This is a genomic window from Pseudomonas fluorescens (assembly GCF_902497775.2).
In the GTDB taxonomy this organism is placed as follows: Bacteria; Pseudomonadota; Gammaproteobacteria; order Pseudomonadales; family Pseudomonadaceae; genus Aquipseudomonas; species Aquipseudomonas putida_F.
Window position 1 is genome coordinate 2,407,490 of the sequence record NZ_OZ024668.1, and the last position, 15,103, is coordinate 2,422,592.

12 protein-coding genes are annotated in these 15,103 nt (G+C 64.2%); 11 read left to right on the forward strand and 1 reads right to left on the reverse strand.

Going from position 1 to position 15,103, the window contains the following annotated elements:
• Positions 1 to 34: 34 nt before the first annotated feature.
• From F8N82_RS10985 to F8N82_RS11005, 5 genes are all read left to right on the forward strand, one after another.
• A complete protein-coding gene (locus tag F8N82_RS10985; protein WP_038995306.1) occupies positions 35 to 1,087 on the forward strand; it encodes a 3-keto-5-aminohexanoate cleavage protein in 1,053 nt (350 codons plus the stop codon).
• 118 nt (positions 1,088 to 1,205) lie between these two features.
• On the forward strand, positions 1,206 to 2,486 hold the full coding sequence (locus F8N82_RS10990) for an MFS transporter (RefSeq protein ID WP_038995307.1): 1,281 nt from the start codon (positions 1,206 to 1,208) through the stop codon (positions 2,484 to 2,486).
• A complete protein-coding gene (locus F8N82_RS10995) occupies positions 2,483 to 3,136 on the forward strand; it encodes a DsbA family oxidoreductase (protein ID WP_038995308.1) in 654 nt (217 codons plus the stop codon). Before F8N82_RS10990 ends, F8N82_RS10995 begins: the two co-directional genes overlap by 4 nt.
• Complete coding sequence (locus F8N82_RS11000; RefSeq protein ID WP_038995309.1) at positions 3,133 to 3,459, forward strand: Rieske (2Fe-2S) protein; 327 nt, start codon at positions 3,133 to 3,135, stop codon at positions 3,457 to 3,459. Before F8N82_RS10995 ends, F8N82_RS11000 begins: the two co-directional genes overlap by 4 nt.
• On the forward strand, positions 3,456 to 4,466 hold the full coding sequence (locus tag F8N82_RS11005) for a YeiH family protein (protein ID WP_038995310.1): 1,011 nt from the start codon (positions 3,456 to 3,458) through the stop codon (positions 4,464 to 4,466). The genes F8N82_RS11000 and F8N82_RS11005 overlap by 4 nt, the downstream gene beginning before the upstream one ends.
• A gap of 18 nt (positions 4,467 to 4,484) precedes the next feature.
• Here the strand turns inward: F8N82_RS11005 and F8N82_RS11010 are convergent, their stop codons facing one another.
• Positions 4,485 to 5,501, reverse strand: coding sequence for an AraC family transcriptional regulator (locus tag F8N82_RS11010; protein WP_038995311.1), 1,017 nt, complete (start codon positions 5,499 to 5,501; stop codon positions 4,485 to 4,487).
• A gap of 234 nt (positions 5,502 to 5,735) precedes the next feature.
• Between F8N82_RS11010 and F8N82_RS11015 the strand changes: the two genes are divergently transcribed.
• From F8N82_RS11015 to F8N82_RS11040, 6 genes are all read left to right on the forward strand, one after another.
• Complete coding sequence (locus F8N82_RS11015) at positions 5,736 to 6,302, forward strand: RBBP9/YdeN family alpha/beta hydrolase (RefSeq protein ID WP_038995312.1); 567 nt, start codon at positions 5,736 to 5,738, stop codon at positions 6,300 to 6,302.
• A gap of 86 nt (positions 6,303 to 6,388) precedes the next feature.
• Positions 6,389 to 8,344, forward strand: coding sequence for a DUF1302 domain-containing protein (locus F8N82_RS11020; protein WP_038995313.1), 1,956 nt, complete (start codon positions 6,389 to 6,391; stop codon positions 8,342 to 8,344).
• A gap of 22 nt (positions 8,345 to 8,366) precedes the next feature.
• On the forward strand, positions 8,367 to 9,725 hold the full coding sequence (locus F8N82_RS11025; RefSeq protein ID WP_038995314.1) for a DUF1329 domain-containing protein: 1,359 nt from the start codon (positions 8,367 to 8,369) through the stop codon (positions 9,723 to 9,725).
• 32 nt (positions 9,726 to 9,757) lie between these two features.
• Entirely contained in the window at positions 9,758 to 10,840 is a 1,083-nt protein-coding gene (locus tag F8N82_RS11030) for a WD40/YVTN/BNR-like repeat-containing protein (RefSeq protein ID WP_038995315.1), read from the forward strand.
• Between the two features lie 15 nt (positions 10,841 to 10,855).
• Positions 10,856 to 13,330, forward strand: a complete 2,475-nt coding sequence (locus tag F8N82_RS11035) for an efflux RND transporter permease subunit (RefSeq protein ID WP_038995316.1) — start codon at positions 10,856 to 10,858, stop codon at positions 13,328 to 13,330.
• A complete protein-coding gene (locus F8N82_RS11040) occupies positions 13,323 to 15,095 on the forward strand; it encodes an acyl-CoA dehydrogenase C-terminal domain-containing protein (protein ID WP_038995317.1) in 1,773 nt (590 codons plus the stop codon). Before F8N82_RS11035 ends, F8N82_RS11040 begins: the two co-directional genes overlap by 8 nt.
• Positions 15,096 to 15,103: the final 8 nt, after the last annotated feature.

Sequence of the window (15,103 nt, forward strand, 5' to 3'; positions counted from 1 at the left end):
ACCCCAGGACAATAACAAGACCGAGGACTACAGCATGCAATTCTTCGACGATTCATTGCACCCGGAAAACATGGAAAAGGTGGTGATCACCGTCGCCCCGTATGGCCCGGAATGGATGCCAGAGGACTTTCCCGAAGACATTCCGCTGACCATGGACGAACAGGTGCAAAAGGCAGTCGACTGCTATGAAGCCGGCGCCACCGTACTCCACCTGCACGTGCGCGAACTGGACGGCAAGGGCTCCAAGCGCCTGTCGAAATTCAACGAACTGATTGCCGGCGTGCGCGAAGCGGTGCCGGAGATGATCATCCAGGTCGGCGGCTCGATTTCGTTCGCCCCGGAGAGCGATGGCGAAGCGGCCAAGTGGCTGTCCGATGACACCCGGCACATGCTCGCCGAGCTTACGCCCAAGCCAGACCAGGTCACCGTGGCGATCAACACCACGCAGATGAACATCATGGAGCTGCTGTATCCGCAGTATCTAGAAGGCACTTCCCTGGCCAATCCGGCGATCCAGGCCGCCTACAGCGAAATGACCGTGCCGGCAGGCCCGGCCTGGGTTCGCGAACACCTGCGCCGCCTGCAGGCAAGCAACATCCAGCCGCACTTCCAACTGACCGGCATGCACGCCCTGGAAACCCTCGAACGCATCGTGCGCAAGGGTGACTACATGGGCCCGCTGAACCTGACCTGGATCGGCATTGGTGGCGGCTTCGATGGCCCCAACCCGTTCAACTTCTTCAACTTCATTCACCGTGCGCCCAACGGCTGCACCCTGACCGCTGAATCGCTGCTGAAAAACGTGCTGCCGTTCAACACCATGGCCCTGGCCATGGGCTTGCACCCACGTTGCGGCAACGAAGACACCATCATCGACCAGCACGGCAAGCGCTTCGGTTCGGTGCAGCAGATCCAGCAGACCGTGCGCGTGGCCCATGAACTGGGCCGTGAGATCGCCAACGGCAAGCAAGCGAGGGCCATCTACCGTATCGGCGAGCAGTACAGCAGCATCGAGCAGACCCTCAAGGCCAACGGCATGGCGCCTAACCGCCAGCCGGGCCAGAAGGGTGTGCCGCAGCGCGCCTGATTGGCCAGGCCCGGTACGCCAAGGCGTGCCGGGCCGCCAATGCGCAGCGCTGACCGTCGGGCTTTTCAGCTTTTATAAAAAAAACAAGACTCATGCCAGACAATCCCAAGGAGGCAGCATGGCCGCCTATCTCGCCAGCGCCACAGACGATGGTGCCAATACTTCACAGGGCATTCCACGGCGCTATGCCTGGATTGTCTTTGCCTTGACCTTCGGCCTGCTGATTTCCGACTACATGTCGCGGCAGGTCCTCAATGCAGTATTCCCGCTGCTCAAGGCCGAATGGGCGTTGAGCGACAGCCAGTTGGGCCTGCTCAGCGGCATTGTCGCGCTGATGGTCGGGCTGCTGACCTTTCCCTTGTCGCTGCTGGCCGACCGCTTCGGGCGGATCAGGAGCCTGGTGCTGATGGCCGTACTGTGGAGCCTGGCCACCCTCGGCTGCGCGCTTGCCGACAACTACCCGCAGATGTTCGCCGCGCGCTTTCTGGTCGGCGTCGGTGAAGCGGCCTACGGCAGCGTCGGGATTGCCGTGGTGGTCGCGGTGTTCCCCCGTGACATGCGCGCCACCCTGGCCGGGGCCTTCATGGCCGGCGGCATGTTCGGCTCGGTGCTGGGCATGGCCCTGGGCGGCTTGATGGCCCAGCACTTTGGCTGGCGCTGGGCGTTTGCCGGCATGGCCCTGTTCGGCCTGTTGCTGGCGCTGCTGTACCCGCTGATTGTCAAAGAGGCGAAGATTGCTCCGCAACGCGTCAACGCCACCGCCTGCAAGATCGCCCGGCCACTGCACACCTTATACGCCAGCCCCTCGGTGATCGCCGCTTACGTCGGCAGCGGCTTGCAGTTGTTCGTTGGCGGTACGGTGATCGTCTGGATGCCCAGCTACTTGAACCGCTACTACGCCATGAGCACCGACCAGGCCGGTGTTGTAGCGGCAATCATCGTACTGTGCAGCGGTATCGGCATGATTCTCTGCGCCATGCTCTGTGATCGCCTCGGCCGCCAGCGCCCGGACCGCAAGATCAGCCTGGCCATCGGCTATTGCCTGGGCAGCTGCCTGTTGCTGTCGATTGCCTTTGCGCTGCCTGCAGGCACCGCGCAACTGGTGCTGATCTGCCTGGGGATGATGGTCGCCGCCGGCACCAACGGACCGTCCAGCGCCATGGTCGCCAACCTCACCCATTACTCGGTGCATGGCACCGCGTTTGCCACCCTGACCTTGGCCAACAACCTGCTCGGGCTGGCTACCGGGCCTTTGATTACCGGCCGTGTCTCCGACCTGATCGGCCTGCACGCTGCCTTCCAACTGGTGCCGCTGATCAGCATCGCTGCGGCGGCGGTGTTTTGCATTGCCAAGCGTCATTACCACCGTGACATCGCCCGCCTGGAGTTGAAACCGTGAAGCACGTGTTGTCGATCGAAGTGTTCTTTGACTTTATCTGCCCCTGGTGCCTGATCGGCCAGGCTCATCTGCAGCGGGCCCTGGAGCAACTGCGCCGCGAACAGCCCGAGGTCGAGGTCAAGCTCCACTTACGCGGCGTGCAACTGCTGCCGCAGATGGCCAGGACCGGCCAGCCGTTCGAGGCGTTCTACCGCAAGCGCCTGGGCAGTGATGAGGCAGTACGCCTGCGCCAGGCGCAGGTTCACGCCGCTGCCGAGGCTGCCGGGGTGAGTATTGATTTTGCCCGCATCAGTCGCATGCCCAATACCGCCGACGCCCATCGTCTGCTGCAGCGCGCCGTGGCGTTGGGCACGGCAGAGCAGGGTGAAGCCCTGTTGGCCAAGCTGTTTTGCGCCTACTTTCAGCAGGGCAAGGATCTGGGCGATCCGATCACTTTACTGCACATCGCCCGCGCCTGTGGCCTGGAGCCGGCACAGGTTGCCGATTGCCTGCGCGGTGATGCCAGCCCGTTCATTGGCGCAAATGACCAGGCTGCCGATGGCGTGCCTTGCTTTCGTCTCAATCAGCGCTTGCGAGTGTCGGGAGCGCAGCCGGTCGAGGTGCTGCTGCAGGCCATGGCTGAGGCCCTGCAAGAGCGGGTCCCGGCATGAGTCAGCGCTATCGGGTTGCGGCCGACAAAGTGCCGGCGCGTGGCGGGCGGGTGTTGCTCGAATGGCAGGGCAAGAGCGTGGCGCTGTTCAACGTCGCTGACACCTATTACGCCATCGACGACAGCTGCCCCCACCAGGGCGCCTCGCTGTGCGGCGGGCGCCTGGACGGGCGGGTCATCCAGTGCTGCGCCCATGGCCTGCGCTTTGATCTGGCCAGCGGCTACTTGCTCAACTCCAATCAACTCAAGGTTGCCAGCTACCCGGTCGAGCGCCAGGGCGAGCAACTGTTCATTGTTTTAGCGTGCAAGGAACCGGGCCAATGAGCGTGATCGCAATTGCCGCCGTCAACCACCGCACCCGGGAACTGGCACCGGGCTTTATCGTCAGCCTGATCGCGGCGGCGGCGGCCAGCTTTCTCAGTGAGCACTACGATGCCCCGGTGATGCTGTTTGCCTTGTTGCTCGGCATGGCCTTGAACTTTCTTGCCAGCGATGGCCGTTGCAAAGCAGGTATCGAATTCACCGCACGTACGGTGCTGCGCCTGGGTGTCGCGCTGCTGGGCATGCGCATTACCCTGAGCCAGATCGTGAGCCTGGGCTGGAAGCCGGTGGCGCTGGTGGTGATTCTGGTGGTAGTGACCATCCTGGTCTCGGTGGTGGCAGCCCGGGCCCTGGGTTTTCAGCGTTTGTTCGGCATGCTCACCGGCGGTGCCACGGCCATTTGCGGTGCTTCAGCGGCCCTGGCGCTGGCCGCGGCCTTGCCCCATCACCCGCAAAAAGAGCGCGCCACCTTGTTTACCGTGATTGGCGTGTCGGCGTTGTCGACCCTGGCGATGATCGTCTACCCGATGATTGCCAGCTGGCTGCAATTGTCGCCGCAACAGGCCGGGGTGTTTCTGGGGGCGACCATTCATGACGTGGCGCAAGTGGTGGGCGCGGGGTACAGCATGTCCACCGAGACCGGCGATGTAGCCACCGTGGTCAAGCTGATGCGCGTGGCCATGTTGCTGCCGGTGATTGTCTGTGCGGCGATGATTACCCGCCGGGCCGGCGGTGATGCCAGCGGGCAGCGGCCGCCATTGCTGCCGTGGTTTGCCGTCGGTTTCGTATTGCTGGCGTGCATCAACAGTACCGGCTGGGTGTCGGCGGCCGTGCAGGGCGGGGTCAACGACCTGTCGCGCTGGTGCCTGGTGGTGGCGATCAGTGCCCTGGGCATGAAGACTCAGCTCAAGGAACTGGCGGCGGTGGGCTTCAAGCCGATTGCGCTGATGGTGGGTGAGACGGTGTTCCTGGTGCTGCTGGTGTTGGCGTTGATGCACTGGGGGTTGTAGTTGCAGCTCCCACAAAGGTCAGTGTTGACTGTCGCGCCGGTCATGCTGCGTCCGCCAACTCGCCGGTGGCATGCCGAATTGGGCAATGAACCAGCGGGTAAATGAGCTGGGCATCGAGTAACCCAACATGTCGGCAATCCGCCCCAGTGAATAGCTGGGGTTTTCCAGGTAGCGGATCACCAGGTCACGGCGCACGCCGTTGATCAGGTCGCTGAACGTCACCCCACATTCCTCCAGGCGCCGCTGCAAGGTGCGCACGTTCATGCCCTGGGTCTGCGCCACTTGCTCGATGGTCGCCCGGCCCATGGGCAGCAGCAGGTAGATGGTCTTGCGCATTTCCAGCTCCAGCGACAACTTGCCACCGGCCTGCAAGGTGTCCAGGTAACGCTGCGCCAGACGCGCCATGGCCTCGTTGGCCAAGGGGTTGGCGGTGTCGAGGTCGGTCGCCGGGCAGACGATGCCATTGAATTCGCTACCAAACACCAGTTTGCAGCCAAAAATGCGCCGATGAATCGCCAGGTCCGCCGGGGCGGCGTGGGTGAAATTGGCGCTGATCGGGTGCCAGTGAGCCCCCAGTAGCGCGGCGCACAGGCGCAGCATCACGCCAATGGCCAGTTCCGTGGCTTGGCGGCCGCGGTGGGGCAGGTCGGTGACCACTTCTTCACGAATGATTACAGTCTTGCCGGCTTCTTCGATATGGATGGCCAGGGCGTCGTTGAGTAAGTGCCGGTACTGGACGATCACCTGCAGGGCATCGCGCAGGGTGCGCTGATGGCTGAGCAGCAGGCTGATCTCGCCAAAGTCCGAGAGTTGGCGCAGCTCGGCCATGCGCAGGCCGAAGGTTTCACAGCCACTGACCCGCGCCGACTCTTCCAGCAAGGCCACCACACTGGACACCGCAATACGCTGATTGGGGTCGTCGAGCAGGGCGGCGCTGAGGCCGGCCTGGGCCAACAAGGCATGGGGGTTGAGCCCAAGGTGGCGAGACACCTCAAGGTAGTTGGTCAGGCTTGCAGCACGTACGAGGGCGGTCATTTTTGTTGTTTTCCACGCGGGGTCATCGGGCGTCCCGCTTCTGTGGCGGGTCGTTTCTTATAGCCTGTGTGTCGTCAAATGAGAAGCTGCCGGAAAAGACCGCTTGCAGCCTTGTCATCAAATGAGAAGTCACTGACGCGCAATGTGAAGCGTGGCCGCAGACGGGTGATTACTGTGGCTGTGCAAGCGCTCGAGATTACCTGCGAGCGGACTGTCTTGAGCATAGGTGCCGACGTGGAAAAACTGCAGACCCGCGCAACTGTCCTGATCGTCCCCGGCCTGCGCGAGCACGTTGCCGAACACTGGCAGACCCTGCTGGCGGCGCGCCTGGCCAAGGTCCATACGGTGCCACCGTTGCAGCGCAACGGCCTGGACTGCAATGCCCGGGTCGAGGCCATCGAGCAGGCGCTGCAGCAGATCGACGGCGAGGTGGTGCTGGTGGCGCACAGCGCCGGGGTGCTGATGGTGGCCCATTGGGCCGCGTGCTATCAGCGGCCGATCAAAGGCGCGCTGCTGGCGGCGCCGCCAGACCTGCAAGCGCCGTGGCCCGCCGCCTACCCAAGCCCTGACAGCCTGCGCGCCAACGGCTGGAGCCCGCTGCCGATCACACCGCTGCCGTTCCCAAGCATCGTTGCCGCCAGCAGCAATGATCACCTGGCCAGCCTTGAGGCGGTGAGCAGCATGGCCCGCGGCTGGGGCAGCCAGTTGCTCGAACTTGGCGCCGTCGGCCACCTCAACCCGGCGGCAGGCTTTGGCCCCTGGCCCGAGGCCGAAACCCTGATCCAGGCCCTGGATCGCTAATGCCGCAGTAGCGCACGGACGCTTGAGCAAAGCCCGTAACCGACGGGCAGCGAAAAAAAACAATAACAATAAGTGGAGTCATCGCGATGCCAAACCCTCGCATTCACCGTGCTGTGAAGCCACAGCGCTGCCTGTTGGCCTGCGCCATCGGTCTCTTGGCGCTACCCGGCGCCCAGGCCTTTGAGGTCGATACCGGCAGTGAAGACTGGGCCGTGCGCCTGGATAACACGGTCAAGTACAACTACGGCGTGCGCACCGAAAGCGCCGACAAGCGCCTGCTGGCGACCCCCAACAACAACGACGGCAACTACAACTTCCGCAAGGCCGGGACCACGGTGACCAACCGTGTCGACCTGCTCACCGAGCTGGATGTGATCTACCAGGGCAACATGGGCTTTCGGGTCAGCGCCGCCAGTTGGTACGACAAGGCCTACGACAACACCGGCTCCAACGCCAACCCGTTCGTCAACGGCAACGGCGGCCAGTCGGGTATCAACCCCAGCCTCAACGGTTTGCCCGGCACCGGCGTGCCCCTGGGCAGTTCGCACCTGAGTAACTACGCCCAGCGCTACTACAGCGGCCCGTCCGGGGAAGTGCTCGACGCCTTTGTGTTCATGCGCCGGGAAGTGGGCGATTCCTCGGAAATCAGCGGCAAGCTCGGCCAGCACAACCTGTTCTGGGGCGAGACCCTGCTCAACCCGGTGCATTCGCTGAGCTACGGCCAGTCCGGCCTGGACCTGGCCAAACTGGCCGCCTCGCCGGGCACCGAAGCCAAAGAACTGTTCGTGCCGCGCAATCAGCTCTCGACCTCGTTTCTGGTCAATCCCGAGCTCACCGTCGGCGCGCAGTACTTCCTCGACTGGGACGCCGCACGGTTACCGGAAGCGGGCACTTATTACGGTGGCTCGGACCTGGTGGGCGAGGGCGCGCAAAGCTTTCTGCTCGGCCATACCGGCACCCCCGGGCTGATCCCGGTGCGCGGCGCGCTGACCAATATCCGCCGCGGCCACGACCTGACCCCGGACAAGCGCGGTGACTGGGGCGTCATGGCCAAGTGGTCGCCGGATTGGCTGGGCGGCACCCTTGGTTTTTACTACCGTAAGACCTCGGAGATCATGCCCCAGGCCTGGCTTGATACCCGCGGCCTGACCGTCGCCAACGGCCCGTTCGGCAGCCCGCCGGGCAGTGCCCAGGGCGCGGTAGGCAACCTCTACAACTCGCTGCAAAGCACCACCTACCAGTTTGCCTACGCCGACAACATCGATATCTACGGCCTGAGCCTGTCCAAGGACGTCGGCGGCATCAGCGTCGGCAGCGACCTGAACATCCGCCACAACATGCCCCTGGCGAGTATCCCGGCGATCCTCAGTGCGCCGGGGCAGGCGGGCCTGGGTGGAGGTTTTGGCCTGTTGCCGACGCGTTCGCCGAGCAGTGGCGTGGTTTACCAAGTGCCATCCGACGGCGACAGCATGAGCGCCACCGGCGATACCCTGCACTGGACCCTCAACGGCCTGATGACCATTGGCGATACGCCGCTGTTCGATTCGGCGACCCTGCTTGGCGAGCTGTTCTACAGCAACCTGCTCAAGCTCGATAGCCACAACGAGGCCCTGTACAAGGGCAAGAGCAGCTACCGCGGCATTGACCAGCCGACCCGCGACAACTGGGGGATCGCGGTCAACTTCACCCCGACCTGGTATCAGGTGTTTGCGGGCATGGACCTGAGCATGCCGCTGTCGATCAACCTCGGCCTGGACGGCGTATCGCCGGTGCAGGGCGGTGGTGCCGAGAACACCGGCAACTACGCCGTGGGCCTGAGCGCGGCGATCTACAACCAGTACTTCGTCGACCTCAAGTACGTCGATGGCTTCGGCAAGACCCAGTCCTGCAACGACGGCCAGACCGACGGCAGCACCCCCAACGCCCTGGACGGCGAACAGGACTACACCTGCTACGGCGGCGGCTACGCCGCGTTCTCTGGCGGCGCCGCCACCACCGAGGACCGTGGCGCGCTGTACCTGACCCTGAAAACCACCTTCTGAGTCACACAGGAAAACAACCATCATGAACTACGTGCACACCCTGTTGGCCACGTGCCTGTCGCTGGCTGCCCTGAACCCGGCTCACGCCGCTGTCTCCAGCGAACAGGCCGCGCGCCTGGGCACCAGCCTGACGCCGATTGGCGCAGAAAAGGCCGCCAACGCCGACGGTTCTATCCCCGCCTACCAGGGCGGCCTGCTGACCCCGCCGGCGGCGTTCAAGAGCGGCGCGAGCATGCGCCCGGACCCGTTCGCCGAAGAAAAACCGCTGCTGCTCATCGATGGCAAGAACGCCGACCAGTACAAGGGGCAACTGACCGCCACCACCCAGGAACTGCTCAAGCGCTTCCCCAGCTATCGCGTCGATGTCTACCCCACCCATCGCACCGTGGCGCTGCCGCAGCCGGTGCTCGACAACACCCTGAAGAACGCCGTGGGGGCCCGCAGCCAGGAAGGCGGTAGTGCGCTCGACAACGTACTGCCGGGTATTCCGTTCCCGATCCCGCAGACCGGCGCCGAGGCCATGTGGAACTTCCTCCTGCGTTACCAGGGCGTGAGCATGACCGCCAAGTACGACTCGTGGAACGTCGATGCCGCTGGCAACGCGACCTTGAGCACCACCGGCCAGGCCAACATCAGCTACCCGATCTACGAGGACATGGCCAAGCCGATTGGCGCCAAGGACACCTACTACCAGATGAAGCTCACCTACACCGCGCCGGCCCGGCGCGCCGGTGAGGCAATGATGCTGCGCGATGCCGCCAACCCACTGGTGCAGCCGCGCAGCGCCTGGCAGTACCTGCCGGGCCAGCGCCGGGTCAAGCTGGCGCCGAACCTGGCCTACGACACGCCCAACCCCGGTACTTCCGGCTCGGGCACCTACGATGACGTGTTCGTCTTCAACGGCGCCCTGGACCGCTACGACTGGACCCTGGTCGGCAAGCAGGAAATGTACGTGCCGTACAACACCTACCGCCTGACCTACAACACCGACGTCAAGCAACTGACCACAGCCAATCACCTCGCGCCGCAATTCGTGCGCTGGGAAAAACACCGGGTCTGGGTAGTGGAAGGCAAGCTCAAGGACGGCGCCCGGCACATCTATCACAAGCGCCGCTTCTACCTCGACGAAGACAGCTGGATTGCCCTGGCGTCGGATCAGTATGACGCCCGTGGCCAACTGTACCGCGGCTCGTTCGCCTTCCTCAGCCAGAGCTACGACAAACAGACCCCGGATGCCACGCCGTTCATGATCTACGACCTGATCGGCGGCACCTACAACCTCAATGGCGTGGTCGGAGCCTACGGCGGTATTCGCTATATCGAGCCACTGTCGCGCACCCAATGGTCGCCCGAGTCCCTGGCCGGGGCTGGCATTCGCTGAGCCCGTTGAGCACGCATCGAGGAGGATCAGGGATGGATGTTTTCAAACGCTGCAGCCTGACGCTGCTGGCCTGGGCCGCGCTGCACAGCGCGGTGCAGGCCGAGCCCTATGTCGACGTGCTCGACCTGCCAGCGCTGCCCAGCGCGCTGGCAGCGAGCAGCGCCTTGCGCGATGTCAGCCGCGCCGGCGCGCGGATGGTCGCGGTGGGGCCACGCGGGCACATCCTGTACTCGGATGACCATGGCCGTCACTGGCAACAGGCCCGGGTGCCGGTCAGCGCCGACCTCAATGCGTTGAGCTTCGCGACGCCGGAGCTGGGGTGGGCGGTGGGTAACGACGGGGTGATCCTGCACAGCCGCGATGGCGGCCTGAGCTGGGAAAAGCAACTGGACGGCCGGGTGCTGGGCGATCAGGTGCTGGCGTATTACCAGGCCAAAGCCCAGGCCGCGCCCACCGACCCGGCCTGGGCGAACTGGGTCGGCGAGGGCCAGCGCCTGGTGGCAGAGGGCGCCGACAAGCCGTTGCTCGACGTGTGGTTCGCCGATGCCCGCCACGGCTATGCGGTAGGGGTGTTCAACCTGCTGCTGCACACCGTGGATGGCGGCCAGCACTGGACGCCGTGGCTGGAGCGCAGCGACAACCCGCAGGGCCTGCACCTGACCGGCCTGGCCAGCGTCGACGGCGCGCTGTACATCAGCGGCGAGCAGGGCCTGCTGCTCAAGCTGAGCGCCGATGGCCAACGCTTCCAACGCCTGAGCACGCCGTATGCCGGCACGTTTTTCGGTGTTATCGGCAAACCGGGGGTGCTGCTGGCCTATGGGCTGCGCGGCCATGTATTGCGCAGCACCGACGGCGGTAGCCAGTGGCAGACGATCAAGACTGACCTGAACACCAGCATCACCGCCGCCAGCCTCGACGCCAGCGGGCGTTTCTGGCTGTCGAGCCAGGCCGGCGATCTGCTGCAAAGCGCTGATGACGGCGCCAGCTTCAGCGCCGTGGCCCAAGCCCAGCGTGCGCCGGTCAGTGGCGCCGCCTTTGATAGCGGCACCGACCTGGTGCTGGTCGGTGAGCGCGGCATTCGCACCCTGGCCCTCGAACAACCGCAGCAGCCATAACAAGAGAAAACCCTGATGGCCGACATCCAACAAGACACTTTGCCGGTGATCCGCAACCTCAGCGACTTCGATGCGCGCTCCGGCAATCGCCTCGAACGCCTGGTGTTCAACCATCGGCTGGCATTCATGCTGTGCATGCTGCTGGTGACCCTGGTGCTTGGCCACATGGCCCTGACCCGCCTGGAGCTGCGCCCCAGCTTCGAGAAAATGATCCCGCAGAGCCATCCCTATATCCAGAACTACCTGGACAACCGCCAGTCGCTGCGCGGCCTGGGCAATTCCTTGCGGGTGGTGGTGGAAAACACCCAGGGCGATATCTTCGACCCGGCCTATCTGCAGACCCTGCGCCAGATCAACGACGAGCTGTTCCTTAGCCAGGGCGTCGATCGCGCCTGGATGAAATCGCTGTGGAGCCCGGCGGTGCGCTGGACCGAAGTCACCGAAGAGGGCTTCCAGGGCGGGCCGGTGATGCCCGATGCCTACCAGGGTTCGGCCGCCAATATCCAGCAACTACGGCAGAACATCGAGCGCGCCAATATCGTCGGCAGCCTGGTGGCCCGTGACTTCACGTCGAGCATGCTCATCGTGCCGTTGCTCGACCAGGCTTCGGCGACCGGGGCCGGCATCGACTATCACGGGTTCTCGGTCAAGCTTGAGCAGTTGCGCGAGCACTACGAGGCGGGCGGCGTCTACAAATTGCACGTAATCGGCTTTGCCAAGCTGATGGGCGACCTGATCGACGGGCTGCTGCAGGTGATGTTGTTCTTCGCCCTGGCGGTGCTGACCACGCTGCTGATCATCTACCTCTACACCCGCTGCGTGCGCAGTACCTTGCTGGTGGTGCTGTGCTCGTTGACGGCGGTGGTCTGGCAGTTGGGCATCGTCGCCTGGCTGGGCTATGCCATCGACCCGTATTCGATCCTGGTGCCGTTTCTGATCTTTGCCATTGGTGTATCCCACGCAGCGCAGAAGATGAACGGCATCATGCAGGACATCGGCCGCGGCACCCACCGGCAGATCGCCGCGCGCTATACCTTTCGGCGCCTGTTCGTCGCAGGCGTTACCGCCTTGCTGGCCGATGCGGTGGGCTTTGCCGTGCTGATGCTGATCGATATCCCGGTGATCCAGGACCTGGCGATTACCGCCAGTATCGGCGTCGCGGTGCTGATCTTCACCTCGCTGCTGCTGATGCCGGTGGCGCTGTCGTATGTAGGCGTCGGTCGCAAGGCGGCGCAACGGGCCTTGTGTATCGACTTGCGCGCAGCCGAGCATCGCGGTTTTGGCAAGCTCTGGGACGTGCTCGATCGCTTCACCGAACGCAAATGGGCCACTGGCGCGGTGCTGGTGGCGGCACTGCTCGGTGCCGGCGGCTTCTGGCTGAGCCTGCAACTGAAGATCGGCGACCTCGACAGCGGCGCCCCGGAGCTGCACGCCGACTCGCGCTACAACCGCGACAACGCCTACATCACTGGCCATTACGCGCTGTCCAGCGACACCTTTGCAGTGATGATCAAGACCGCCCCGGAGGGCTGCCTGCGCTACCAGACCCTGGTGCTCGCCGACCGCCTGGCCTGGGCGCTGCAACAAAACCCGGGGGTGCAGACCACCTTGTCGCTGACCAATGCGGTGCGCCAGATCACCGCCGGCACCTATGAGGGCAACCCCAAGCTGAGCAGCATCCAGCGCAACCAGGACGTGCTCAACTACGCCGCCCAGCAAGCCTCGGTGAACGCCCCGGAGCTGTTCAACAACGACTGCTCACTGATGCCGGTCATCGCCTACCTCAAGGATCACAAGGCCGACACCCTCGAACAGGTGGTGGCGATTGCCGAACGCTTTGCCCAGGCCAACAGCAGCGAAGATCGCCAGTTCCTCCTGGCTGCCGGCAGCGCCGGGATCGAAGCAGCGACCAATATCGTGGTGCGCGACGCCAACCGCACCATGCTGTTGCTGGTGTACCTGGCGGTAACGCTATTCTGCCTGATCACCTTTCGCAGCTGGCGCGCGACCCTGGTGGCGGTACTGCCGTTGATGCTCACCTCAGTGTTGTGCGAGGCGCTGATGGTGATGATGGGGATTGGCGTCAAGGTCGCCACCTTGCCGGTGATCGCCCTGGGCGTGGGCATTGGCGTGGATTACGCGTTGTACCTGCTCAGCGTGCAGCTGCATTACCAGCGCCAGGGCCTGACGCTGGCGCAGTCTTACAACAACGCCGTGGCCTTTACCGGCCGGGTGGTCGGCCTGGTCGGCATCACCCTGGCCGCCGGTGTGGTGGGCTGGGCCTGGTCGCCGATCAAGTTCCAGGCCGACATGGGCATCCTGCTCACCTTCATGTTCCTCTGGAACATGCTCGGCGCACTGATCCTGATCCCGGCGCTGTCGCACTTCCTCCTGCCCGCCAGCAAGGCGCGAGCACCTTCACCCAGCCCCACAAGCGTCGAGGGGCTGCACCTCAACAGCCAAAAAGCAGAGTGTTCATCGCATGTCTGATTACCTACCGCCGTTGCGCGACATGGATTTTCTGTTCAACGAAGTCTTCGACATTCCTGGCCAGTGGGCACGGATTCCGGCTTTGGCCGAGCAGGTCGATGCCGACACCGCACGGGCGATTCTCGAGCAGGCCGGCAAGCTCATCGCCCAGCAGGTGGCACCGCTCAACCGCAGTGGCGACGAGCAGGGCTGCCAGTGGCATGCCGGCCGAGTGACGACTCCGGACGGCTTTGCCCAGGCCTACCGCAATTACGCCGAAGATGGCTGGGTGGGCGTGGCCGGGGCCAGCGAGTATGGCGGCATGGGCATGCCCAAGGTCATCGCCGCCCAGGTTGAAGAGATGCTCAACGCCGCCAACCTGTCATTCGCCCTGTACCCGATGCTCACCGCCGGCGCTTGCCTGTCGCTGCTCAACCATGCCAGCAAGACGCTCAAGGCGCGCTACCTGCCGCCCATGTATGAAGGGCGCTGGTCAGGCTCGATGTGCCTGACCGAACCCCATGCCGGCACTGACCTGGGGCTGATCCGTACCCGTGCCGAACCCCAGGCCGATGGCAGCTTTAGGGTCAGCGGCACGAAGATCTTCATCACCGGTGGCGAGCAGGACCTGACCGAGAACATCATTCACCTGGTGCTGGCCAAACTGCCGGATGCACCGGCCGGCGCCAAGGGCATCTCGTTGTTCCTGGTGCCCAAGGTGCTGGTGGAGGAAGACGGCGCGCTGGGCGAAGCCAACGCGGTGAGTTGTGGCTCGATCGAACACAAGATGGGCATCAAGGCTTCGGCCACTTGCGTGATGAACTTCGACGGCGCGGTGGGTTACCTGGTGGGCGAGGCCAACAAAGGCCTCAATGCCATGTTCACCATGATGAACTACGAACGCCTGGGCGTGGGCATCCAGGGCCTGGCCTTGGGCGAGCGCTCGTACCAGAACGCAGTGGCCTACGCCCGCGAACGCCGGCAGAGCCGTGCCCCCAGTGGCCCGGTAAACCCGCAGCAGGTGGCTGACCCGATCGTTGAGCACCCGGATGTACGGCGCATGCTGCTGAGCATGAAGGCACTGAACGAAGGCGGGCGGGCGTTCTCCACCTATGTGGCGCTGCAACTGGACCTGGCCAAGTACAGCGAAAATGCCGATGAGCGCAGCCAGGCCGAGGCGCGGGTGGCGCTGCTGACCCCGGTGGCCAAGGCATTCTTGACCGATATGGGCCTGGAAACCACCGTGCACGGCCAACAGGTGTTCGGCGGCCACGGTTACATTCGTGAATGGGGCCAGGAACAGCTGATTCGCGATTGCCGCATCACCCAGATCTACGAAGGCACCAACGGCATCCAGGCCCTGGACCTGCTCGGGCGCAAGCTGGTCGCCGACGGTGGCCGTAGCTACGCGGCGCTGGCGCAGGAGATCAAGGCCTATGCCCAGGCCCTGGCGGCCTCGCGCGCCGAGTTCAAGACGCCGTTGTTGCTGGCGCTGGCCAATCTCGATGACCTGACGGCCTGGGTGCTCGATCGCGCCCAGGGCAACCCCCAGGAAATCGGTGCGGCGGCAGTGGAGTACCTGCAGGTGTTCGGTTACACCCTGTATGCCTACCTGTGGGTACGCATGGCCGATGTCGCCCTGGAGCAGGATGGCGCGTTCTACCAGAGCAAACTGGGCACCGCGCGCTTCTATTTCGCACGCCTGCTGCCACGTATCCATTCGCTCAGCGCCAGCGTCAAGGCCGGCAGCCACAGCCTCTATCTGCTGGAGGCCGAGCAACTGTGAAGGACGCC